General features: G+C 65.5%; 18 protein-coding genes. 11 read left to right on the top strand and 7 right to left on the bottom strand.

From position 1 onward, the window contains the following. The first annotated feature begins 387 nt into the window (after positions 1 to 387). From map to AB3X86_RS00230, 6 genes are all read left to right on the top strand, one after another. Positions 388 to 1,173, top strand: coding sequence for a type I methionyl aminopeptidase (gene map, locus AB3X86_RS00255; RefSeq protein WP_176109278.1), 786 nt, complete (start codon positions 388 to 390; stop codon positions 1,171 to 1,173). Between the two features lie 92 nt (positions 1,174 to 1,265). Continuing rightward, complete coding sequence (locus tag AB3X86_RS00250) at positions 1,266 to 1,799, top strand: GNAT family N-acetyltransferase (RefSeq protein ID WP_026227959.1); 534 nt, start codon at positions 1,266 to 1,268, stop codon at positions 1,797 to 1,799. Positions 1,800 to 2,011: 212 nt separating this feature from the next. Further along, complete coding sequence (gene minC, locus AB3X86_RS00245) at positions 2,012 to 2,845, top strand: septum site-determining protein MinC (RefSeq protein ID WP_368594502.1); 834 nt, start codon at positions 2,012 to 2,014, stop codon at positions 2,843 to 2,845. A 105-nt stretch (positions 2,846 to 2,950) separates the two neighbouring features. Further along, positions 2,951 to 3,766 carry a septum site-determining protein MinD gene (minD, locus tag AB3X86_RS00240; protein WP_013088749.1) on the top strand — a complete coding sequence of 272 codons (816 nt, stop codon included), beginning with the start codon at positions 2,951 to 2,953 and terminating at the stop codon, positions 3,764 to 3,766. A gap of 14 nt (positions 3,767 to 3,780) precedes the next feature. Next, positions 3,781 to 4,035, top strand: coding sequence for a cell division topological specificity factor MinE (gene minE, locus AB3X86_RS00235; protein WP_008922443.1), 255 nt, complete (start codon positions 3,781 to 3,783; stop codon positions 4,033 to 4,035). A gap of 270 nt (positions 4,036 to 4,305) precedes the next feature. Next, complete coding sequence (locus AB3X86_RS00230; RefSeq protein ID WP_176367028.1) at positions 4,306 to 4,617, top strand: YXWGXW repeat-containing protein; 312 nt, start codon at positions 4,306 to 4,308, stop codon at positions 4,615 to 4,617. 42 nt (positions 4,618 to 4,659) lie between these two features. On the opposite strand, the gene AB3X86_RS00225 is transcribed toward AB3X86_RS00230, so the two are convergent. Further along, the gene (locus tag AB3X86_RS00225; protein ID WP_368594501.1) at positions 4,660 to 6,096 is read right to left on the bottom strand and encodes a chloride channel protein; all 1,437 of its coding nucleotides are present in this window, start codon (positions 6,094 to 6,096) and stop codon (positions 4,660 to 4,662) included. A 236-nt stretch (positions 6,097 to 6,332) separates the two neighbouring features. On the opposite strand from AB3X86_RS00225, the gene waaC reads away from it, so the two are divergent. Then, a complete protein-coding gene (gene waaC / locus AB3X86_RS00220; protein ID WP_368594500.1) occupies positions 6,333 to 7,337 on the top strand; it encodes a lipopolysaccharide heptosyltransferase I in 1,005 nt (334 codons plus the stop codon). Between the two features lie 510 nt (positions 7,338 to 7,847). After that, positions 7,848 to 7,976 (top strand): hypothetical protein, encoded by a 129-nt coding sequence (locus AB3X86_RS00215; protein ID WP_368594499.1) that lies wholly within the window; start codon positions 7,848 to 7,850, stop codon positions 7,974 to 7,976. A gap of 30 nt (positions 7,977 to 8,006) precedes the next feature. Here the strand turns inward: AB3X86_RS00215 and AB3X86_RS00210 are convergent, their stop codons facing one another. From AB3X86_RS00210 to ppc, 6 genes are all read right to left on the bottom strand, one after another. Continuing rightward, complete coding sequence (locus AB3X86_RS00210) at positions 8,007 to 8,186, bottom strand: hypothetical protein (protein ID WP_013088754.1); 180 nt, start codon at positions 8,184 to 8,186, stop codon at positions 8,007 to 8,009. Positions 8,187 to 8,395: 209 nt separating this feature from the next. Further along, positions 8,396 to 9,703, bottom strand: a complete 1,308-nt coding sequence (locus AB3X86_RS00205; protein WP_176379847.1) for an MFS transporter — start codon at positions 9,701 to 9,703, stop codon at positions 8,396 to 8,398. Between the two features lie 359 nt (positions 9,704 to 10,062). Then, positions 10,063 to 10,593, bottom strand: coding sequence for an energy transducer TonB (locus AB3X86_RS00200; protein WP_368594498.1), 531 nt, complete (start codon positions 10,591 to 10,593; stop codon positions 10,063 to 10,065). Positions 10,594 to 10,955: 362 nt separating this feature from the next. Continuing rightward, the gene (gene argH, locus AB3X86_RS00195; protein WP_176367034.1) at positions 10,956 to 12,362 is read right to left on the bottom strand and encodes an argininosuccinate lyase; all 1,407 of its coding nucleotides are present in this window, start codon (positions 12,360 to 12,362) and stop codon (positions 10,956 to 10,958) included. Positions 12,363 to 12,514: 152 nt separating this feature from the next. After that, positions 12,515 to 13,327 carry a helix-turn-helix transcriptional regulator gene (locus tag AB3X86_RS00190; protein ID WP_368590271.1) on the bottom strand — a complete coding sequence of 271 codons (813 nt, stop codon included), beginning with the start codon at positions 13,325 to 13,327 and terminating at the stop codon, positions 12,515 to 12,517. Between the two features lie 192 nt (positions 13,328 to 13,519). Then, the gene (ppc, locus tag AB3X86_RS00185) at positions 13,520 to 16,678 is read right to left on the bottom strand and encodes a phosphoenolpyruvate carboxylase (protein ID WP_368594497.1); all 3,159 of its coding nucleotides are present in this window, start codon (positions 16,676 to 16,678) and stop codon (positions 13,520 to 13,522) included. 493 nt (positions 16,679 to 17,171) lie between these two features. On the opposite strand from ppc, the gene hemC reads away from it, so the two are divergent. The 3 genes from hemC to AB3X86_RS00170 are packed head-to-tail and all read left to right on the top strand — an operon-like array spanning position 17,172 to position 21,354. Next, positions 17,172 to 18,170 carry a hydroxymethylbilane synthase gene (gene hemC, locus AB3X86_RS00180; RefSeq protein WP_368594496.1) on the top strand — a complete coding sequence of 333 codons (999 nt, stop codon included), beginning with the start codon at positions 17,172 to 17,174 and terminating at the stop codon, positions 18,168 to 18,170. Beyond that, positions 18,170 to 20,161 (top strand): fused uroporphyrinogen-III synthase HemD/membrane protein HemX, encoded by a 1,992-nt coding sequence (gene hemDX / locus AB3X86_RS00175; RefSeq protein ID WP_368594495.1) that lies wholly within the window; start codon positions 18,170 to 18,172, stop codon positions 20,159 to 20,161. Before hemC ends, hemDX begins: the two co-directional genes overlap by 1 nt. Positions 20,162 to 20,163: 2 nt before the next feature. Continuing rightward, entirely contained in the window at positions 20,164 to 21,354 is a 1,191-nt protein-coding gene (locus tag AB3X86_RS00170) for a heme biosynthesis protein HemY (RefSeq protein WP_176109267.1), read from the top strand. The last annotated feature ends 56 nt before the right edge of the window (positions 21,355 to 21,410 follow it).

Below are 21,410 nucleotides of genomic sequence, written 5' to 3'. Positions count from 1 at the left end.
TCGAACCCCCTCCATTACCTCCGTCAACGCGCCCGGCGACGACCGCGAAGCCGAGCGAACCCACAATTTAGTTCGGGAAACTGAACGATGGGCGTTGCATGGCTCGATCAACGTTCGAGCCTTCTCGCCGCAAGTCCGTGTGAATGCGCAAGCCGGGCAAGCCGACCACGCACGAACGGGTCATCCCGATTCGGGCGCGTGCCCCGGCATCCCCCCCTTAGCGCCGCCGCCTTCCGAGCATCTTTTCAGCCGGTTTGCTCGGGGTCCCTCCGCGATCCTCTGTACAATTGCCCGAAATCGCCCATCGAGCGGCGGTTGCGGGCCGCCGGGCTTTCGGGCGCGGCGGGTCATCTCGCGTTTGACCCGCGACTCACATCGACTGAATTCATGGCCATTACCTACAAGACTCCCGACGATATCGCGAAGCTGCGCATTGCAGGCCGCCTCGCGGCCGATGTACTGGCAATGATCGGCGAGCACGTCAAGGCAGGCGTCTCGACCGACGACCTCGACGCGCTGTGCAACGACTACATCGTCCATACGCAGAAGGCGATTCCGGCCAACGTCGGCTATCTGGGCTTTCCGAAGACCGTCTGCACGTCGGTCAACCATGTCGTGTGCCACGGCATTCCGAATCGCGGCGAGATCCTGAAGGACGGCGACATCATCAACATCGATGTCGCGATCATCAAGGACGGTTATTTCGGCGACACCAGCCGCATGTACTGCGTCGGCCAGCCGAGCACGGTCGCGCGTGCGCTGATCGACACGACCTATGAGGCGATGGTGGCCGGCATCCGCGAGGTGAAACCGGGCGCGACGCTCGGCGACGTCGGCCACGCGATCCAGAAGGTTGCGCAGCGCGAGGGCTTCTCGATCGTGCGCGACTACTGCGGACACGGCATCGGCAAGATCTATCACGAGGACCCACAGGTGCTGCACTACGGCCAGCCGGGGCAGGGCGTTCGCCTGAAGCCGGGCATGGTCTTCACGATCGAGCCGATGATCAACGCGGGCCGCGCCGGCACGTCGGTGCAGCGCGACGGCTGGACCGTGATCACGAAGGACCGCTCGCTGTCGGCGCAATGGGAACACATGGTCGCCGTGACCGACGACGGCTATGAACTGCTGACGCCGTGGCCGGACGGCACCGGCGACTACGACGCACCGTGAGCGGCATCGCATATTCTGGTCAATAATAAATTTGACTCGCCGGCCAGTTCGGTTAAAGCTACGCGTTAGGGTTTCCAGGGGTTTTCGTCTGCATGAGTCCGTCATTGACCGTTCGCCGCATCACTGCTGATCAGGGCGCCGTTTTTCGCGAACTCCGCACCGCCTCGCTGCGGGAGGCGCCATATGCGTTCGGCGCGACGCTCGAGGATGCGTTGTCGGCCGATGCCGCCAGTTTCGACGCGACCGCGGCGAATCACGCGGTTTCGCAGTCCGTCGGCACCTTCCTGCTCTACACCGAGGGCCATCCGGCCGGCCTCGTCGAGGCGCATTTCGACGACACCGCGGCGCGCCGCGCGTTCGTCTGCGAGTTGTGGGTGGCGCCGGCCGTGCGTCATCTGCGCGGCGGCGAACTGCTCGTCGACACCGCGAGCAGCTGGCTCGCGAATGCGGGCGCCACGGAAATCTACGCGTGGGTCGCCGACACGAACCGCAACGCGATGCGCTTCTACGAGGCGCTCGGTTTTGGCCCGACCGGCGAGCACCGGCGCGTCGAGCGCGCGCCCGAGCAGGTCGAAAGTCTGCTGGTGCGGCACGTGCCGACTACCTCGCAGGTGCTTCAACAGTGATCACCCGAGCGGCGCGTTGCGCGTGCCGCTCGTCTTCGCCGTCCGTCCATCACGGTCTTTTTCCCGCCAGCATTTTTCTTGCGCACCGTCGCGCGTCGATAGCATCGACGACACGCGTCGCGCCCACGCGCGCGAGCACCGATTCTCCCGGGAAAAATAGTGGCCGCGCGCACGTACGCCTGTAAAATACGCAAAATTTTTTGCCGAACGCTATGTCGCCCAAGAAATCGCCCTTTTTCGAACTGCGCAGCGGCTCTGTCGACACGCTGATGTTCGTGGTCAAAACGACCGACCTCGATGCGATGCGTGCCGAGCTGACGCGACGCTTCGAGGCGACCCCCGAATTCTTCGCTAACGACGTCGTCGCGATCGACGTACGGCGTCTCGCCGACAGCGAACGCGTGCCGCTCGCCGATATCGCGCAACTGCTCGACAGCGTGCGCATGCGTCCGGTCGGTGTGGTCGCGAATGCGGAGCAACAGTGGGCGACGGAGTCGGGATTGCCGCTGCTCGAAGCGCGCGACCGACGCGGCGCGCCGGCCAGACAGGCCGATGAGGACAGCACGGCGAGCGCGGCAAGCGCGGCGGCAGGCACCGAGGCAAGCGCCGCCACGAGCGCGGCCACCAGCACCGCATCCGCAACCGCCAGCACCGCTTCCGCCGCCGTCGAACCCACCTCCGCCGCCGAGCCGGTGCGCCTCGCCACGTCGCCGCAAACGATGGTGGTCGACAAGCCGCTGCGCTCCGGCCAGCGCATCTACGCGAAAGGCGATCTGGTGGTGCTCGGTCTCGTCAGCTATGGCGCCGAGGTGATCGCGGAAGGCAACATCCATATTTACGCGCCGCTGCGCGGCCGGGCATTGGCCGGCGTGCAGGGCAATCACGACGCGCGCATCTTCTGTACGTGTCTCGAACCGGAACTGATCTCGATCGCGGGCATCTATCGAACGACCGAGAACCCGCTGCCGGCCGACGTGCTCGGCAAGCCGGTGCAGATCTGGCTCGAAGACGAAAAACTGATGATCGAACCGCTGCGGCTCACGTAAAGCGCCGAGAAACGCGCGCTGCCCGAGCGATTTCGGCATGCGGCGTTTCAGGGCGACGCGCGCCGCGCATCAATTGACGCATTTGACGAACACAAGGTAAGGGTAATGGCAAAAATCATTGTGGTGACTTCGGGCAAGGGTGGCGTGGGCAAGACGACCACGAGCGCGAGCTTTGCGTCGGCCCTCGCGCTGCGCGGCAGCAAGACCGCCGTGATCGACTTCGACGTCGGCCTGCGCAATCTCGACCTCATCATGGGCTGCGAGCGCCGCGTCGTGTATGACCTGATCAACGTGATCCAGGGCGAAGCGAATCTGAACCAGGCGCTGATCAAAGACAAGAAGTGCGAGAACCTGTTCATTCTGCCGGCTTCGCAGACGCGCGATAAGGACGCGCTGACGATGGAAGGCGTCGAGAAGGTCATCAACGATCTGATCGCGATGGACTTCGAATACATCGTCTGCGATTCGCCGGCCGGTATCGAGTCGGGCGCGCTGCTTGCGATGCACTTCGCCGATGAAGCGCTGATCGTGACGAACCCGGAAGTGTCGTCGGTGCGCGACTCCGATCGCATTCTCGGCATCCTGTCGTCGAAGACCAAGCGTGCGATCGAAGGCAAGGAGCCGATCAAGGAGCATCTGCTGATTACCCGCTACAACCCGAAGCGCGTCAGCGAAGGCGAAATGCTGTCGCTGACCGACATCCAGGAAATTCTGCGCATCGATCTGATCGGCGTGATTCCGGAGTCGGAAGCGGTGCTGCACGCGTCGAACCAGGGTCTGCCGGCCGTGCATCTGGACGGCACCGATGTGGCCGAAGCCTATAAGGACGTCGTGTCGCGTTTCCTTGGCGAGCAGAAATCGCTTCGCTTTGTCGATTACCAGAAGCCCGGGCTGCTGCAGCGCCTCTTCGGCACCAAGTAAGGGGAGCGCACGTAATGTCGATTCTTTCGTTTTTGCTGGGCGAGAAAAAGAAGTCCGCGTCGGTAGCGAAGGAACGCCTGCAGTTGATCATCGCGCACGAGCGCGCCGGCGGCCATGCGCCCGCCGATTATCTGCCTGCGTTGCAACGCGAACTGGTGGCCGTGATCTCGAAGTACGTGAAGATTTCCGATGACGACATTCGCGTGAGTCTCGAGCGTCAGGACGATCTCGAAGTGCTCGAAGTCAAGATCGAAATACCGCAGGCCTGAGCTTCCGATGGACCGCGGTCCATCTCGCATCATGTGCAGGACGTCGCATTGCATCGCGTTGGTTCGACGCGATGGCGTGCGGCGTTCGGCTCGTCCTCTGGCTTCTGTCTGAAGCCGTCTCTTCGCGCCTGCACGGCGCTCGTCATTTCCCGGTCGAAATAAACCGTTGCACTTCAGCGGGTGCCGTTACACGCGCATCGTCAGCCTCGTGTCGCCCTCGCGCATTAAACCGGTAACGCCGCATCCGGTGTTCAACCTAAGAGGGAAATCATGAACAGAAGCTTTCGCCTGCTGCTTGCCAACACCGTTCTGATCGCCGCGGGTGCCGCCGCAATGGCCTCGGCTTCGGCCGCGGAAGTCATCATCGTCGCGCCGTCCGCGCCGCCCGTCGAACGCTTCGAAGCGGTGCCCGCGCCGCGTGTCGGTTACGTATGGGATCACGGTCACTGGCGCTGGGATCACGGCCGCTACGTGTGGGTCGCCGGACACTGGCAGGCCGAGCGCGTCGGCTATCACTGGATGCCCGGCCACTGGATCGAGCATGGTCCGAACTATCGCTGGGTACCGGGACACTGGGCTTGATGCGGCCGTCGATGGTGCTTGCGACGCGCCGCGCGTGGTCGTCTACGGACGCGGCGAGCCGGAAGCATCCGTCGTGATGTCGTCTGCGGCATCACCGGCGGGCGGCTCGCCGTCGACGCTTCCCGCTTCCGGCACCTCGACCTCGGGCACTTCCGGCACCGGCGCGGGCGCCGGTTGCGGCAGCGGCGCCATGTAGCGCTCGGCGAGCGACTCATAAAGCGGCGGTGCGAACAGGCGCGACACGCGGCTCGCGATCAACGCGGTGGCCATCAGCGAAATCACGAGCGCGTGACCGTCGATCATCTCCATCACGATCACGAACGACGTGATCGGCGACTGCGTGACCGCGGCCAGATAGCCGACCATCGCGAGCGCGATCAGCATCGGCAACTGCATCGAATCGAACACCATGTGCAGCAGATTGCCGAAGCCCGCGCCGATCGACAGCGACGGCGCGAAGATGCCACCCGGAATGCCGGGCAGGTACGAGCCGACCATCGCGATCATCTTCAGGAACGGATAGAACACCGACAACTGCCCGTGTCCCTCCAGCAGGCCACGCGCTTCGGTATAGCCGCTGCCGAACGTCGTGCCGCCCGCGATCACGCCGACCACGGCGATTGCGAAGCCGCACAGCGCGGCGAACACGACCGGCCGCTCGCCGTGCAACTGACGCAGCGGCGCCGGAATCCAGCGCGCGGTGTTGAGCAGCAGCCAGCCGAAAATGCCGCCCGCGATGCCCGTGACGATTGCGGTGAGCACTACCGCGACGGCGAGCAGATCGGGGAAATGCGCGCCGATCCTGATCGTGCCGAAATACGTGTAGTTGCCGTTCAGGCCCAGCGCGACTACACCCGCAACGACGATCGCGGTGATCAGCACACCGCTCGTGCGAGCCTCGAAGCTGCGCGTCAATTCCTCGATCGCGAACACGACGCCCGCGAGCGGCGTATTGAATGCCGCCGATAAACCCGCTGCCGCGCCCGCTAACGCGAGTTGCCGTTCGATTTGCGCATTCGAGCGCGGATAGAACCGGCGCAGATTGAACATCAGCGCGGCGCCGACCTGCACGGTCGGTCCTTCACGGCCGATCGTCAAGCCGCCGAGAATCGCGATAAACGATACTCCGATCTTGCCGAGCAGAATTCGCAGCGAGAGCAGCCTCGCGCCGTACCCGCGCTGCTTCGTGTGCAGCGTCGCGATGACCTGCGGGATGCCGCTGCCCTCGGAGCCGCGAAAGAACTTGCGCGTGAGCCAGACCGCGAGCGCCGCGACCACGGGTGTGATCACGAGCGGTGCCCACGGATATCGCTGCCGGACATCGAGAAACGCGTCATAACCCCAGTCGATCAGACGCGCATAGAGCACCGCGACCAGACCGACGGCGATGGCACCGAGCCAGAAGATGCCGTATTGTCGCCACAGGCGTTTCGCGCGACGCATGACAGCGTGCGAACGGGAAGGGAAGGGCCGGGACATGAATTGGATTCGTGCAAAGGGCCCAGTATAAAACGTGCGGGACAGGCCAGAATGCGTGAAAGACTTTTGAAAAAATGAACTACGATGGATTGTCAGGCGTATAACTTTTGTTGCGTATATCTTTTGTTGTAATTCGCCGTATTGAAAACCGGACCGGGCACAATGCCCATTTGGCAGGGGGGCGGTAATAACGTCGGCTAGAATAGTTTCCACTTCGGAAAACGAAGAGACCCTCAATGAAGCGAATCCTAATCGTCAAGGTCACTTCACTAGGCGATATCGTGCAGGCGCTGCCAGTCGTCGCCGATATCAAACGCGCATTTCCTGGTGTTCAGGTGGATTGGGCGGCGGACGAAGCATTTGCACCAGTCGTGCAGTGGAGCCAGGGCGTCGATCGCGTGCTATGCGCGCCGCTGCGCCGCTTCAAGAAGTTGCGTCGCTGGAGCGATCTCAAGGCGATCTGGGCATCGATCGGGGAGCTGCGCGCGTATCACTACGACTACATCATCGATATTCACGGCGTCTACAAGAGCGCGATCATCGCCTTCCTCGCGCGCTCGTCCCGGCGCTTCGGCTATCAGTCTCAGGATCTGGGCGAGCGGGGCGCCTCGTTCGCCTATACCGGGCGTTTCGGTCCACGCCCGCAAGGCAGCGCGTGGCACGGCATGCGCATCAGCGCTAGCGAGGCGCTCGGCTACGAAGTGGAAGGCCCGCCCATCTACGACCTGCGGCTACCTGCAGTCGTGCCGCAGCCGTTCGCGACGCAGGACGCGCCTGTCGCGGCGCTCTTTCATGCCACCTCGAAAGCCGAGAAGAAATGGCCGCTCACCCATTGGGCGGCTGTCGGGCGCGAGTTGAGCGAGCGCGGGTTTCGTGTGGTTCTGCCGTGGGGTTCGGACGGTGAGCTTGCCGAAGCCTTGCAGATCTCCGCACAGGTGCCGGGCGCGACCGTGCTGCCGCAAATGAGCGTGACCGAAGTCGCGAAGATGATCGACGCGTGCGCGCTCGTGGTCGGTACCGATACGGGCTTCGTGCACCTCGCGCATGCGCTGCAGAAGCGCACCGTGATGATCTTCGTCGCGACGTCGCCATCGCATTGCGGCGTCGAGACGCCGTATCGCTCGACCTCGATCGGTGACGGTCGCTCGGTACCGCCCATTAGCGCGGCGCTCGAAGCGATCGACTATGTACATGCGGCGGAGCCGGTCCTCGCTATGCAGCACGGATCGGCCGCCGCCTGAGTTCACGCCATCGTTTGCGCAAAAGAAAAAGAGGCGCGACGCGTAGTCCACCCCTGCGGGCGGGGACTGCATCGTCGCGCCTCGAAGAACGCCCGTGTCGGGGAACAGCGGGCGGAGAGGAATCGATTACACGTCTGTTAAAACTGTCGCTTTTCGTTGGACGCCGCAGCGTCCGATGCGCGCACGACAAGGCGGCCAGCTGGTAGGTTGCGGTGCATCGAGGCTAGCGCGGCGCGCGTTGAACCGCTCGATTGCGGCGACGCTGGCGCGGCCAGCAAGGCTTCTATCGCGACAGTGCGCTCAACGGAGTATAGGCGGTGTTTTTCGCCAGGGCGGCGTGACCAGGCGATAACGGGGCAGGTCGTTCGAACGCGCTCGTCCAACGCGCCGTTCCTGTAACAGCCCGGTGATCTTCCCTTACAAATGGCAACGTTCGCCGCGGCGCGCATCGTGTCCAATCGGGTCATTCGGGGTTTGCGCTCGAATCAATCCGACTCGATGGAGAACAACATGAAACGCTTGATCCTGACTCTCGTGGCCGGCGCACTGCTGGCATCGGCGCTCGGCGGCTGCGTCATTGCGCCGGCGCCGGGCTACTACTACGGCGGTGGCTACTACCATCACGGCTACTACCACTAAGCCGCGCTCGAGCTCCTCGAGCCACTGGTCTTAGGCGACCAGCATTTCGAATGCGACCACAGCGGCAATAGCCGCGGCGTTCGCGGCCAGCGCCTCGACGACGATGGATTTCCATGACGCCGGACGGAAGCGCAGCGCGAGCAGCAGCGAGCCGAGCAAGGCCAGCGCGATGATCATCACGATATCGGCATTGTGAAGATGGACGTTCATGCGAGTCTCCCTGTTTTTTATAGGGTTAATTCGGGGAGTATAGGCAAGTCAAAAAGACGCGCAAGGCGGGGGATTACCCGGACCGCCGGGCGGAAACGTCGAAGCAATAATGCCCGTTGCCGACGCGTAAAAACTGCGCGTGAGCGGCATCGGTCGAACTTCGGCAAACGCGAATCGACGCAAGCGTGGTTGCGTCGATTCGCATTGCATCACTTCATCAGACTCGCGTCACGCGTCTCGCGCATGCAAAGCACGCCGACGAGACTCACGGCCGCCGCGACCGACACGTACGCGCCGACCCACGGCAAGCCGCCATGCGCGGCCAGCACCTGCGCGATATACGGCGCGACCGACGCGCCGAGAATCCCGCCGAGGTTGTATGCGACGCCGGCGCCCGTATAGCGCACATTGGTCGGAAATAGCTCTGGCAGCAGCGCGCCCATAGGCGCGAACGTCACGCCCATCAGGAACAGCTGGATTACGAGGAACAGCAGCACCAGCAACGGCTCACCGCTGCCGAGCAGCGGCGCCATCGTGAAGCCCGACAGGATCGCCGCGATGATGCCGACGATCAGCACCGGCTTGCGCCCGAAGCGGTCGCTCGCGCGGGCCGACAGCGGCGTCGCGATCGCCATGAACACGACCGCGATGCACAGCAGGCCGAGGAACGTCTGCCGCGGAATATGCAGCGAGCCGACGCCGTACGACAGCGAGAACGTCGTCGCGTTGTAGAACAGCGTGTAGCAGACCACCATCGCGAGCGCGCCGAGCACGGTCGGCACCCAGTGCTGCGAGAACAGCGTCGCGATCGGCACGCGCACGCGTTCCTTGCGCTCGATCGCTGCCTGGAACGCGGGCGTCTCGGCGATCTTCAGCCGCACGTACAGGCCGAGCGCGACCAGCACCGAGCTGACGAGGAACGGCACGCGCCAGCCCCAGCTACGGAACTGCTCGTCGGAGAGCGACATGGCGAGCGCGAAGAACAGGCCGTTGGACGCGAGAAAGCCGATCGACGGTCCGAGCTGCGGAAACATGCCGAACCAGCCGCGTTTGCCGGCCGGCGCGTTTTCGGTGGCGAGCAGCGCGGCGCCACCCCATTCGCCGCCGAGGCCGATACCCTGGCCGAAACGCAGCACGCACAGCAGGATCGGCGCAAGGCTGCCGATCGCGTCGTAGCCCGGCACGAAGCCGATCAGCGTGGTAGACAGGCCCATCACGAGCAGCGACGCAACCAGAGTCGACTTGCGGCCGATGCGATCGCCGAAGTGGCCGAACAGGAACGAGCCGATCGGTCGCGCGACGAACGCGATGCCGAACGTGACGAACGCGGACAGCGCTTGCGCGGTGGCCGAGCCATGCGGGAAGAACACCGGTCCGATCACGAGCGCCGCGGCGGTCGCGTAGACATAGAAATCGTAGAACTCGATCGCGGTGCCGATGAAGCTCGCGAAGATGATCCGCGCGCTACTGTTTTGCCCGCTTGCGGGCTGAGCCGCGGAAATCGGCGAAGTGGACATGCAGGGGTCTCCAATTGTCGTGAGGCCGCGGCGCGCCGAGCCTTGCTTCGCAAGGCGGCGCGCGAGGTCGGCATCCTCGTTGAGGTATAGGCTTGGGCGCCGCACGCGGGTGGCGCCGCGGCACTGCAGTCGGCTCATGCGCCGCGCCGACGGGTGTGCGGGCAGCGTGAGCCATGCCGGAAGGCTCCGGCGCGGGGAATCGGAAAATTATAGCGAGCGCGCTCGTCGCGCAGCAATGGCGGCGTAAGCTTGCGCGGCAACGAGGGGGGCGTTGAGAGCTATGCGCAATGACTCGAGCAGGTCACCTGTGGCCTGGTGATGCGCGAGATGGCGCGTGTCAGTGCACGCGCCAAGCACGCTCATTCGTACGTTTCCGCTTGCGGCGAGGCGAGTTCGCGCAACTGGAACTTGCCGTTGTCGTTGAACAGCCAGTCTTCGAACAGCTCGAGCTGGCCGCGGCCGTTCAGCAGCTTGCCGGGCGGTAGCGGCAGGGGCGCCGAGCGGCGCAGCGACGCGAGCGCGGTGCTTTCGGCTTCGTCGTCGCCGTTGGTGCGATACACCGACGACTGGACGATGCGTCCATCACGATCGACCGTGAACGACACGACCACCAGCGAGCGCAGCATCGGCTGAGGCCTGCCCTGGAGCACATACGACGGATTACGCTCGACGATTCGTCGGGCGACCGCGTCGCGATATTGATCGAGCGTCGCGCTGTTGATCGCGGCGACCGGTGTGCTGACGGTTTCGTGCGGCGCGAGCGGAGTGATCGTGCAACCGGCCACGGCAACGACACCAAGCGCGGCGAGCAACAGCCGATGCCTGGGTGCTGCGGTGAAGAAGTGCGGGGCCACACGGGGAACAGAACGGAGAGAAGTGCGTGAGAGCATCGTCGACGAACCGCGAGGAGAGCCTGATTGAATGGTAGTCAAAAACCGGCGGGATTCAATTGGCGTTCGCCCGCTGAATGTCATTGCGCATGCGCCGCTGACGCGCTTCGCTTTTGGATGTAATGGTCGGAAATATGCGCGCGTTGGTCGGCGGGCGAAACCCGCCTACACTCTGATGGCCTCATGCTGAGGCATCGGTGGAAGTCTTTTCAGCCCGCTTCTCGCGGGCTTTCTTTTATCTGCGATTCGCCAATTAAACGCGGCAACAAAAAAGGCGAACCCGCCAAACGGGTCCGCTTTTTCGCTCTCGGTTCAACCAGCCACGCCGCAAGCCCAGGCTCACGGCGCTGCCCAATCATCGATTACTTCAACGCCGCACGCGCTGCCTTCACCGCGGCCAGCACCTGCTCAGGCGCGGTGCCGCCCGGATGATTGCGGCTCGCCACCGAGCCCTCGAGCGTCAGATACGAGAACACGTCGTCGCCGATCAGATGCGCGACGTTCGGCAATTCGCTGCGCATTTCGTCGAGCGTCAGGTCCGCGAGGTCGCAGCCGCGGTCGGCGCATACGCGCACCGCGAGCGCGACGGCTTCGTGCGCGTCGCGGAACGGCAGGCCGCGCTTGACCAGATAGTCGGCGAGGTCCGTCGCGGTCGAGAAGCCTTGCAGCGCGGCGTCGCGCATCGCCTGCGGCTTGACCGTGATGCCGGCGACCATTTCAGCGAAGATGCGCAGCGTGTCTGCGACCGTATCGACGGTGTCGAACAGCGGCTCCTTGTCTTCCTGGTTGTCCTTGTTGTACGCGAGCGGCTGGCCCTTCATCAGCGTGAGCAGCGCCATCAGATGACCGTTCACGCGGCCGGTCTTGCCGCGCGCGAGTTCGGGCACGTCCGGGTTCTTCTTCTGCGGCATGATCGACGAGCCGGTGCAGAAACGGTCGGCCAGATCGATGAAGCCGACGCGCGGGCTCATCCACAGCACCAGCTCTTCGGAGAAGCGCGACACGTGTGTCATCACGAGCGCGGACGCGGCCGTGAATTCGATCGCGAAGTCGCGGTCGGAAACCGCATCCAGCGAATTCGCGCAGATGCCGTCGAAGCCGAGCGTCTTCGCCACGGCGTGACGATCGATCGGATAGCTGGTGCCGGCGAGCGCAGCCGCGCCGAGCGGCAGACGGTTCACGCGCTTGCGGCAGTCGACCATGCGCTCGGCGTCACGCGAGAACATCTCGACGTAGGCGAGCAGGTGATGGCCGAACGTGACCGGCTGCGCGACCTGCAGGTGCGTGAAGCCCGGCATGATGGTCGCGGCGTTCTGCTCCGCGATGTCGAGCAGCGCTATGCGAAGTTCGGTGAGCAGCCCGCCGATGCGGTCGATCTCGCCGCGCAGCCACAGGCGGATGTCGGTCGCGACCTGATCGTTGCGCGAGCGGCCGGTATGCAGGCGCTTGCCGGCGTCGCCGATCAGCGCGGTCAGGCGCGCTTCGATGTTCAGGTGTACGTCTTCGAGATCGAGCTGCCATTCGAACTCGCCGCGCTCGATTTCACCCTTGATCTGCGCCATGCCGCGCTCGATCGCTGCGAGGTCGTCGGCGGAAATGATCTTCTGCGCGGCGAGCATCGACGCGTGCGCGAGCGACCCTTCGATGTCGACGAACGCCAGACGCTTGTCGAAGAAGACCGACGACGTATAGCGTTTGACGAGCTCCGACATCGGCTCCGAGAAGCGAGCCGACCAGGCTTCGCCTTTTTTGTGCAGTTGGGACGTCATGGTGTTGAGCGGTAAAAACGAGCGGTGAAGAGGCTGGCGACGCGAGTGCGCGAGTCGTGCAGAAGCGCCGCCGCAGCGAAGAAAGACGGAGATTTTAACACCGGGCGAGGGCGGCCAAGGCGCTGCCGCCCGTCGCGGACACATTCGCGGGCCTATTCGCGCACCAGCACCACCAGCTTCAGATCTTCGCGATGCGCGGGCTTGAACGTGATCTGGTCATAAACGATGCGCCCGTCGCGCGGATGGTTGAACTCGCGCCTGCCGCCCTCGCGCCCGCCGACGTCCTGCGAGGCCCAGTAGCGCGCGAACTCGTCGCTCGCGGCTGAAAGCGAATCGATCAGCCCACGCGTGGGCGCATCGTTCAGATGGCGGATCGAGTCGGCGCGGAATTCGGCGGCGAGCCGCCGCGCGCGCGTTTCCCAATCGACGATCAACGCGCGCGCGGCCGGCTCGGTGAACGTGTAGCGCAGCAGGTTGCGGTCGTGCGCGCCGTCGAGCCAGCCGACGAACAGATCGGCCGCGCGCTCGTTCCACCCGAGCGCATTCCACTGCCGGTCGAGCACGTAGGCCGGCGTGTCGATGAGCTGCACGGTTTGCAGCAGCGTGGCGGGTGCATCGGCAGCGGCCGGATCGGGCTCGGCCGGATCGCGCTGCGCGGCCAGCTCGAACAGATACGCGCGCTCGGCGCGCGACAGCTGCAACGCGACCGCGATGCGCGCGAGCGCATCGGCGGAAGCGGACACCGGCCGGCCCTGCTCGATCCACGTGTACCAGGTCGGGCTCACGCCGCATAACTGCGCGACTTCCTCGCGCCGCAGACCGGGCGTGCGGCGGCGCGGCCCTGGCGGCAGACCGACCGCCTGCGGCGACAGCCGCTCGCGATGGGCGCGGATGAAGTCGCCGAGTGCGCGGGCCGGCGTGGCGTCGAGCGGCGGCGGGTGATCGGCGGAGGACGGCGTCGTCATGCTATCGGCTGCGCGTGGAGGGGAGTAGTAGAGATACCAGAATAATTGCCGAACTTGTACTGGTACATGGCGGGCTCTATTGTAGCGGCTGGATTCGCGCAACGCGTTGTTCGCCATCTCGACGCGCAATGAAAAAAGCCGGGTGTGGCCTGCGTCGGCCACACCCGGCTTTTGCTTGCTTCAGCGTCGAGCTCAACCGGTATTGCGCAACCCCGCCGCGATCCCGTTGATGCACAAATGAATGCCGCGCCGCACGCGCGCATTGGTGTCGCCCGCGCGATAGCGTTTGAGCAGTTCGACCTGCAGGTGATTGAGCGGGTCGAGGTACGGGAAGCGATTCTTGATCGAGCGCGCGAGCAGCGGATTCTCGGCGAGCCGCTCGCTCTTGCCGGTGATCTCCGACAACACCTTCGACGTGCGTTCCCACTCGGCAACGATGCGCTCGAACACGTGCTTGCGCAGCTTCTTGTCGGTCACGAGCGCGGCATAACGCGACGCGACCGCGAGGTCGGTCTTCGCGATGACCATGTCCATGTTCGACATCAGGTTCGCAAAGAACGGCCAGCTCTTGTGCATCTTCTTCAGCAGCGCGAGGCGGCGCGCGCGTTCCGCGTCCGACGGCGCGCTGTCCAGATGCTCGGTGACCGCGCTGCCGAAGCCGTACCAGCCGGTCAGCAGCAGCCGGCATTGGCCCCACGAGAAGCCCCACGGAATCGCGCGCAGATCCTCGATCTTGCGCTGCTTGGGGTCCTGCAGCTTGCGCGACGCGGGGCGGCTGCCGATGTTCAGCTCGGCGATCTCCGCGATCGGCGTCGACTCGAAGAAATACTCCTTGAAGCCCGGGGTTTCGTAGACGAGCGCGCGATACGTGGCCATCGCCGTATCGGACAGCTGCTGCATCGTTTCCTCATACACCGGCAGCTCGGCCAACGTGTGGTCGTGCGGCAGCAGCGACGCTTCGAGCGTCGCGGCCACGACGGTTTCCAGATTGCGCCGGCCGATTTCCGGATTCGCGAACTTGCTCGCGATCACTTCGCCCTGCTCGGTCAAACGGATCTGACCGTCGACGGTGCCTGGCGGCTGCGACAGGATCGCCTGATAGGTCGGGCCGCCGCCGCGGCCGACGGTGCCGCCGCGTCCATGGAACAGACGCAGCTTCACTCCGCGTTCGTTGAACAGCGACACGAGCGCCAGCTCCGCGCGATACAGCTCCCAGTTCGACGTCAGGAAGCCGCCGTCCTTGTTGCTGTCCGAGTAGCCGAGCATCACTTCCTGCTCGTTGCCCTGATGTTCGATCAGCGTGCTGATGCCCAGCAGCGCGAACAGATCGCGCATGATGTGCGGCGCATTGCGCAGATCGGGGATCGTCTCGAACAGCGGGATCACCATCAGGCCCGCGCGCGCGGGGTCGCGCTCGTCGCCGAGACGCCCGCGCAACAGGCCGGTTTCCTTCTGCAGCAGCATCACCTCAACCAGATCGCTGACGGTTTCCGTGTGCGAAATGATGTAGTTGCGCACCGCGCGCGCGCCGAATTTCTCGCGCGTGAGGCGCGCTTCCTCGAGCACCGCGAGCTCGCTCTTCACGAGGTCGGAGTACTCGGCGTAGGGCACGCGCAGCGCGCGCGGCTGCGCGAGTTCGGCGAGCAGCACGTTCAGCTTGTCCGTTTCCGACAACCCCGCGTAGTCGTCCTCGACACCGGCGCGCTTCAGCAGCTCGGCGATCACCGCTTCGTGGATGTCGGAGCTTTGCCGCAGATCGATGCTCGCGAGATGGAAGCCGAACACTTCGGCCGCGCGAGCGAGCGGTGCGAGACGCGGCGCGGCGAGCGGCGCGCCGTGATGCTCGGCGAGCGAATCGATCAGCACGTGCAGGTCGCGCACGAAGTCGGCGGCGTCGTCGTAAGGGGTCGCGCGAATCGGCGCGACGCCGCGGCCGGCGCTGCGCAGCGGCACGCTGCCTTCGCCGAGACGCACGCGCGCGCTCGCCGCGAGCCGCGTGTAGATGCCGATCAGCGCGCGACGATACGGCTCGTCGGTGCGATGCGGCGAGTGGTCGGGCGAGATGGCCGCGAGCTCATTGAGCGCATCGCTCACGCCGACGAGCACATTCGACATCGACAGCTCCTCGCCGAGCTTGTGCACCTGCACCAGGTAGTGCTCGAAGATCACCGCGGCCTGACGGGTGATCGCGTTTTCGAGCGTTTCGGCGGTGACGTTCGGATTACCGTCGCGATCGCCGCCGATCCAGCTGCCCATCTGGAAGAACGGCGGCAGGCGCGCTTCGAGGCCATGCTCCTTCAGCGCCTCCTCGATGTCGGCGTACAGCGCCGGCACTTCTTCGAGGAAGGTGCTGCGGTAGTACGACAGCGCGTTCTCGATTTCGTCGGCGACCGTCAGACGCGCGTCGCGCAGCATCCGTGTTTGCCACAGCGACGTGACGCGCGCCCGCAGCATCGCTTCGTTGTGCGCGCGCTCGCGATTCGTCAGCGGCTGGTCGCGCTCGGCGAGCAGCCGCGCGATGTCGTGCTGCGCGTCGAGAATGCTCTTGCGCTGCACCTCGGTCGGGTGCGCCGTCAGCACCGGCATGATCAGCGCGTGATCGAAAAACCGCTGCAGCACCGGCGTCGCGGCGGCACCGACCGCAACGAGCCGCTCGAGCGCATGCGCGATCGTGCCCGGCTGCGAGGCCGAGCCCGCGAGCGCATGAATGCGGTGACGACGGTTGCGGTGGCGGTCCTCGGCGATATTCGCGAGATGCGAAAAATAGCTGAACGCGCGCACGACGCTGACGGTCTGCTCCGGCGTCAGCGAGCGCAGCTTCTTGTCGAGCGTCTGCGCGGCGGCGCTATCGTCCTCGCGACGGAAGCGCACCGCGTTCTGCCGGATCGTTTCGACGACGTCGAATACGGCGTCGCCTTCCTGCTCGCGCAGCACGTCGCCGAGCAGCCGGCCGAGATAGCGGATGTCCTGGAACAGCGGGTGGTCCTTGTCCTCGCGCGTGCGGCCGCCGTTCTTCACGGTGGGCGCGGCGGCGGGCTCAGCTTGCGACACGGCCTCGAGCTTTTCCGTTTTAGCGGCGCGCGGGGGTGTCGCGTCCCCTTCGATCTTGATCTTGACCTTGGCCGGCTTGCTGGCGGTGGCCGAAGTCGCGGCTTTTTCGGCCTTGCCGGATTTCGTTGCTTTGGGCGCCTTCTCCTGCTTGACGGGCACAGAGGTTTGCGAGGCCTTCGAGGCCTTGGCGGCTTGCGCGGCAGCGTTGGACAGGACGTCGGGCGCCGCGGCGTCGGCCGGGCGAGCGGTGTGCGAGGCAGTGTTGCGGCGGGCGGGGCGCGCCGATCCGGAAGACGTCACGATGAGTTTCCTCGGGGAAGCCAGGGTCTGTTGATTGATGAACTGCGACTGCGAACTGCAACCAGCAAGTACAACGTGAACTGCGTGCAATAGGGACTGCGCAACGGACTACAAGACAGACTGCTAATGCGACTGCAACAAAGACTTGAGACGGCGGACTGCAAACGGCGACTGCCGACCCGCTACGAAGCGAGCCGCGCGTGCCGCACCGCGTGCGACGAACCGCGCAAGCGCTGCCGATCGCGCGACGCCGACGAGGGAGAAGGGAGCCACGGGCTGCCAGCCCGCGGAGAGACTGAACGCGCGGCACGCATTGCCGCGGCGTGTTCGCCGCATTGCATCATCCCGCATGCCGCCGCGCGGCGCGAAGCCCGTCTCCTCCGTCGATAGCGCTTGCGCACGGCGCCCCGCGGTGCCTTGGAACCCAAGGGCACAAATAAGGGCGCGTGCTAACATTGATTGTTATCCCATCACGACATCAAGCAGCAAGCTAATGAACACCGAGACGTTTTCCACGCCACCCCACACGCTTGTGATTGCGTCGCGAGAGAGCCGCCTTGCCATGTGGCAAGCCGAGCACGTGCGATGTGCGCTGCACAAATTATATCCATCTTGTGACGTAAAAATCCTCGGAATGACGACACGTGGTGATCAGATTCTCGATCGCACGCTGTCGAAGGTCGGTGGTAAGGGGCTCTTCGTGAAAGAGCTGGAAGCCGCGCTCGCCGATGGCCGCGCCGACCTCGCGGTGCATTCGCTGAAAGACGTGCCGATGGAGTTGCCCGCCGGTTTCGCGCTATCCACCATCATGGAGCGCGAGGACCCGCGCGATGCGCTCGTATCCAATGAGTACGACTCGCTCGCCGCGCTGCCGGCCGGTGCCGTGGTCGGCACCTCGAGCCTGCGCCGTGAAGCGATGCTGCGCATGCGCTATCCGCATCTCGACGTGCGGCCGTTGCGCGGCAATCTCGATACCCGACTCGCCAAGCTCGATCGCGGCGACTACGCGGCGATCATTCTGGCCGCGGCCGGGCTGAAGCGTCTCGGTCTCGCCGAGCGCATCCGCGCGCTGCTCGATCCCGAGGATAGTCTGCCCGCGGCGGGCCAAGGCGCGCTCGGCATCGAGATTCGCGCCGATCGCGTGGACCTCGCCGCATGGCTCGCGCCGCTGCATCATCAGCACACGGCGGCGGCGGTCGAAGCGGAGCGGATGGTGTCGCGCGCGCTCGGCGGCAGCTGCGAGGTGCCGCTCGCCGCCTACGCAACCTGGGGCGACGGCGCGCTGCATCTGCGCGGCATCGTCGCGACGCCGGACGGCCAGCGCGTACTGAGCGCGCAGGCGTCGGCGCCGGCGCCCACCATCGAACGCGCGCTCGCGCTCGGCGAGGAAGTGGCGCAGTCGCTCGTGCAGCAAGGCGCGCTCGAGATCGTCCGCGCGCTCAGCACCGCGAGCGGTCCCGCGGCTGCGCCCGGCGCGGCGGCCAGCGAGTGATGGCCGCCGGCACGCCCGGGAAGGCGCCGTTCACGGTCGTGATCACGCGGCCGGCCGGCCAGTCGAGCGAACTCGTCGAACGGCTCGAAGCAGCCGGACTCGCGTCGCTCGACTTCCCGCTGATCGATATCGCGCCCGTCATCGACGACGCGCCGTTGTGCGCCGCGCTCGCGTCGCTCGAACGCTACGCGCTGGTCGTGTTCGTGTCGCCGAACGCGGTCGATCACGCGTTCGCGCGCCATCACGATATCTGGCCGCACGCGCTGCCGGTCGGCGTGGTCGGTCCGGGCAGCGTGCATGCGCTCGCGCGCCACGGCGTCAGCGCGCCGGAGCATCGCGTGATCAGCCCCGCAGCGGGTGCCGACGACGAATCGACGAGCTTCGACTCCGAGGGCCTGTTTGCGGCGATCGAGGCGCAACTCGGCGCCGCGGGCCTCGAAGGCAAGCGCGTGCTGATCGTGCGCGGCGACGGCGGCCGCGAATGGCTCAGCGAGCGCCTGCGTGAAGCTGGCGCCGAAGTCGACACGGTCGCCGCGTACCGGCGCATCGTGCCGGAGCCGTCGATCGGCGCCTGGGCGCGCGTGCACGAACTGCTCGCGGGCGCGCCGCACGCATGGCTTCTGAGCAGCTCCGAAGGCGTACGCAATCTGCAGGAACTCGCGCACGAACATCTGACCGCCGGCGAGATCGAGCAGCTCAAACACGCGCCGCTCGTCACGCCGCATCCCCGCATCGCGCAGACCGCGCGGGCATTGGGTTTTGATAGGATTACGGTGTCCGGCGCGGGCGACGAGCGCATAGTCCGCGCCCTCGTGGCCGCGGCCGCCGTGCCTCCCGTCGTCCAACCGGTATCGTCCAACCCGGCTCAACCACGCATGACTGAAACGAACGCATCCACGAACGCCTCACCTCAGCCGCCGGCAAGCACCGCCTTGCCGCCGAATCAACCCTTCACGCCGTACGAAGCGCAAAAGCGCAGCAGCACGAGCGGACCGCTGCTGTGGTTAGTCATCGTGGTCATCGCGTGCGCGGTGGGCGTGGGCGGCTTCGCGATGAACCGCAAGCTGGTGCGCACCGAGCAGGAGCTCGCGCAGCGTCAGCAGGCCAACGACACGCAGACCAACGAGCTGCGCATCAAGATCGACCAGGCGCTCGCCACCGTGCATCAATCGGACGCGCAGGTCGCGCAGCTCGAAGGCAAGCTCGCCGATGCACAGGCCGCGCAGCAGGCGCTGCAACAGCAGTACGCGGATCTCGCGCGCAATCGCGACGACTGGACGCTCGCCGAAGTCGGGCAGATGCTGTCGGCGGCCAGCCAGCAGTTGCAGCTGACCGGCAATACCCAGCTCGCGCTGTTCGCATTGCAAAGCGCCGATACGCGCCTCGCGGCGTCCGATAGCCCGCAGGCGCTCGCCGTGCGCAAGGCGATCGCGCAAGACATCGACAAGCTGAAGGCCGCACCGTCCACCGATCTGACCGGCCTCGCGATCAAACTCGACAACGCGATCGATCACGTGAGCGGCCTGCCGCTCTCGGGTGAAGCACCGATTCCGCGTGCCACGCCGCACGCGGCCACGTGGGCCGACACCGCCAAGGTGGCGGCGGCCACCGGCAAGCCGCGCTGGGAAGTGTGGATCGACGAGGTCACGCACGGCATCGGCGAACAGCTGTCGAGCCTCGTGCAGGTGCGCCGTATCGATAACGCCGACGCGATGCTGGTTACGCCGGATCAAGGCTACTTCGTGCGCCAGAACCTGAAGCTGCGTCTGCTATCGGCGCGTCTCGCGCTGCTGTCGCGCAACCAGACCACGCTGAAGTCCGACCTGGAGGCGGCGCAGTCTGCGTTGACACGCTACTTCGACACTTCGTCGAAAGACACGCAGATGGTCATCGATCTCGTCAAGCAGGTGGACGCCGGTTCGGCCGCGGTCGAGCTGCCGAACCTCGATACGAGCCTGCAGGCCGTCAATCAATACCGGAACCGGGGTTAATCATGGCGATCCGGGGACTTCTGTGGCTCGCGGCGCTGTTCGCCGTCGCGGTCATGCTCGCGGTGGGCGGGCGCTTCGACGCGGGGCAGGTGCTGCTGATCTATCCGCCGTACCGCGTCGACATGTCGCTGAATCTGTTCATCGTCGGGCTGGTGGTGCTGTTCATCCTGCTCTACGCGCTGTTGCGCATCATCCGCAATATCTGGCGCATGCCGCAGCGCGTCGCCGCGTACCGGGCGCGCGCGCGTGTCGCGAAGGCGCACGCGGCGTTGCGCGACGCGATCGGCAACCTGTACGCGGGACGTTTCTCGCGCGCGGAAAAGGCTGCCAAGGACGCGCTCACGAATGGCGACAACAAGGGCGCGGCCGGTTTGATCGCGGCCACCGCCGCGCATCGCATGCATGAGTATGGGCGGCGCGACGAATGGCTCGCGCAGATCGACGAAGCCGAGTGGCAGGACGCGCGCCTGATGGCCACCGCCGACATGCGCGCCGACGGCCGCGACGCCGACGGCGCGCTCCATGCGCTCACCGAGATGCAATCGCAAGGGGCGCGGCGCATTCACGCGCAGCAGATCATGCTGCGCGCGCAGCAGCAATTGAAGAACTGGGGCGAAGTGCTGAAGCTCGTCAAGACGCTGGAGAAGCGCGAGGCGATCCATCCGGCGGTCGCGGTGCGTCTGCGTCAGCTGGCGGCGGAAAATTTGCTGCGCGATCGTCGCCACAACGCTGAGGCGCTGCTCGAATTGTGGCATTCGCTGTCGGCGACCGAGCGTCATTCGCCGCGCCTCGCCGATACCGCCGCCGAACTGCTGGTCGCGCTGAATCGTCCGCAAGAGGCGCGCAAGATCGTCGAGGAAGCGCTTGCGCAGAACTGGGATGCGCGGCTGTTGCGGCGCTATCCGGACACGGCCGGCGGCGATGCGTTGCCGCTCATCCAGAAGGCCGAGGCGTGGCAGAAGGATCGGCCGGAAGACGCGGACCTGATGTTCGCGCTGGGGCGTCTGTGTCTGCATCAGCAGTTGTGGGGCAAGGCGCAGTCGTTCCTCGAACGCGCGCTGAAGCTCGCCGACAACGAGACGCTGAAGATCCGTTCGCATCGCGCGCTCGCGCGTCTGCACGAGCAGCTTGGAGACACCGACAAGGCGAGCGAGCACTATCGCGAGAGTGCGTTGGCGATGAACGTGACGTGAGTTAAGCCTCTTTAGCCGCTACCGGATGGCCGCAGCCTCGTGCTGCGGCCATTTGT

Origin of the sequence: Paraburkholderia sp. BR14374 (genome assembly GCF_040948685.1) — a bacterium.
GTDB classification, from domain to species: domain Bacteria; phylum Pseudomonadota; class Gammaproteobacteria; order Burkholderiales; family Burkholderiaceae; genus Paraburkholderia; species Paraburkholderia youngii.
The sequence above is the reverse complement of the archived record's forward strand: the minus strand, read 5'-3'. Positions and strand labels throughout refer to the sequence as shown.

Excerpts from the sequence above, each read along its gene's own strand:
- map (WP_176109278.1), top strand. The coding sequence starts at position 388 with ATGGCCATTACCTACAAGACTCCCGACGATATCGCGAAGCTGCGCATT.
- AB3X86_RS00250 (WP_026227959.1), top strand. The coding sequence starts at position 1,266 with ATGAGTCCGTCATTGACCGTTCGCCGCATCACTGCTGATCAGGGCGCC.
- minC (WP_368594502.1), top strand. The coding sequence starts at position 2,012 with ATGTCGCCCAAGAAATCGCCCTTTTTCGAACTGCGCAGCGGCTCTGTC.
- minD (WP_013088749.1), top strand. The coding sequence starts at position 2,951 with ATGGCAAAAATCATTGTGGTGACTTCGGGCAAGGGTGGCGTGGGCAAG.
- minE (WP_008922443.1), top strand. The coding sequence starts at position 3,781 with ATGTCGATTCTTTCGTTTTTGCTGGGCGAGAAAAAGAAGTCCGCGTCG.
- AB3X86_RS00230 (WP_176367028.1), top strand. The coding sequence starts at position 4,306 with ATGAACAGAAGCTTTCGCCTGCTGCTTGCCAACACCGTTCTGATCGCC.
- AB3X86_RS00225 (WP_368594501.1), bottom strand. The coding sequence starts at position 6,096 with ATGTCCCGGCCCTTCCCTTCCCGTTCGCACGCTGTCATGCGTCGCGCG.
- waaC (WP_368594500.1), top strand. The coding sequence starts at position 6,333 with ATGAAGCGAATCCTAATCGTCAAGGTCACTTCACTAGGCGATATCGTG.
- AB3X86_RS00215 (WP_368594499.1), top strand. The coding sequence starts at position 7,848 with ATGAAACGCTTGATCCTGACTCTCGTGGCCGGCGCACTGCTGGCATCG.
- AB3X86_RS00210 (WP_013088754.1), bottom strand. The coding sequence starts at position 8,186 with ATGAACGTCCATCTTCACAATGCCGATATCGTGATGATCATCGCGCTG.
- AB3X86_RS00205 (WP_176379847.1), bottom strand. The coding sequence starts at position 9,703 with ATGTCCACTTCGCCGATTTCCGCGGCTCAGCCCGCAAGCGGGCAAAAC.
- AB3X86_RS00200 (WP_368594498.1), bottom strand. The coding sequence starts at position 10,593 with ATGCTCTCACGCACTTCTCTCCGTTCTGTTCCCCGTGTGGCCCCGCAC.
- argH (WP_176367034.1), bottom strand. The coding sequence starts at position 12,362 with ATGACGTCCCAACTGCACAAAAAAGGCGAAGCCTGGTCGGCTCGCTTC.
- AB3X86_RS00190 (WP_368590271.1), bottom strand. The coding sequence starts at position 13,327 with ATGACGACGCCGTCCTCCGCCGATCACCCGCCGCCGCTCGACGCCACG.
- hemC (WP_368594496.1), top strand. The coding sequence starts at position 17,172 with ATGAACACCGAGACGTTTTCCACGCCACCCCACACGCTTGTGATTGCG.
- hemDX (WP_368594495.1), top strand. The coding sequence starts at position 18,170 with ATGGCCGCCGGCACGCCCGGGAAGGCGCCGTTCACGGTCGTGATCACG.
- AB3X86_RS00170 (WP_176109267.1), top strand. The coding sequence starts at position 20,164 with ATGGCGATCCGGGGACTTCTGTGGCTCGCGGCGCTGTTCGCCGTCGCG.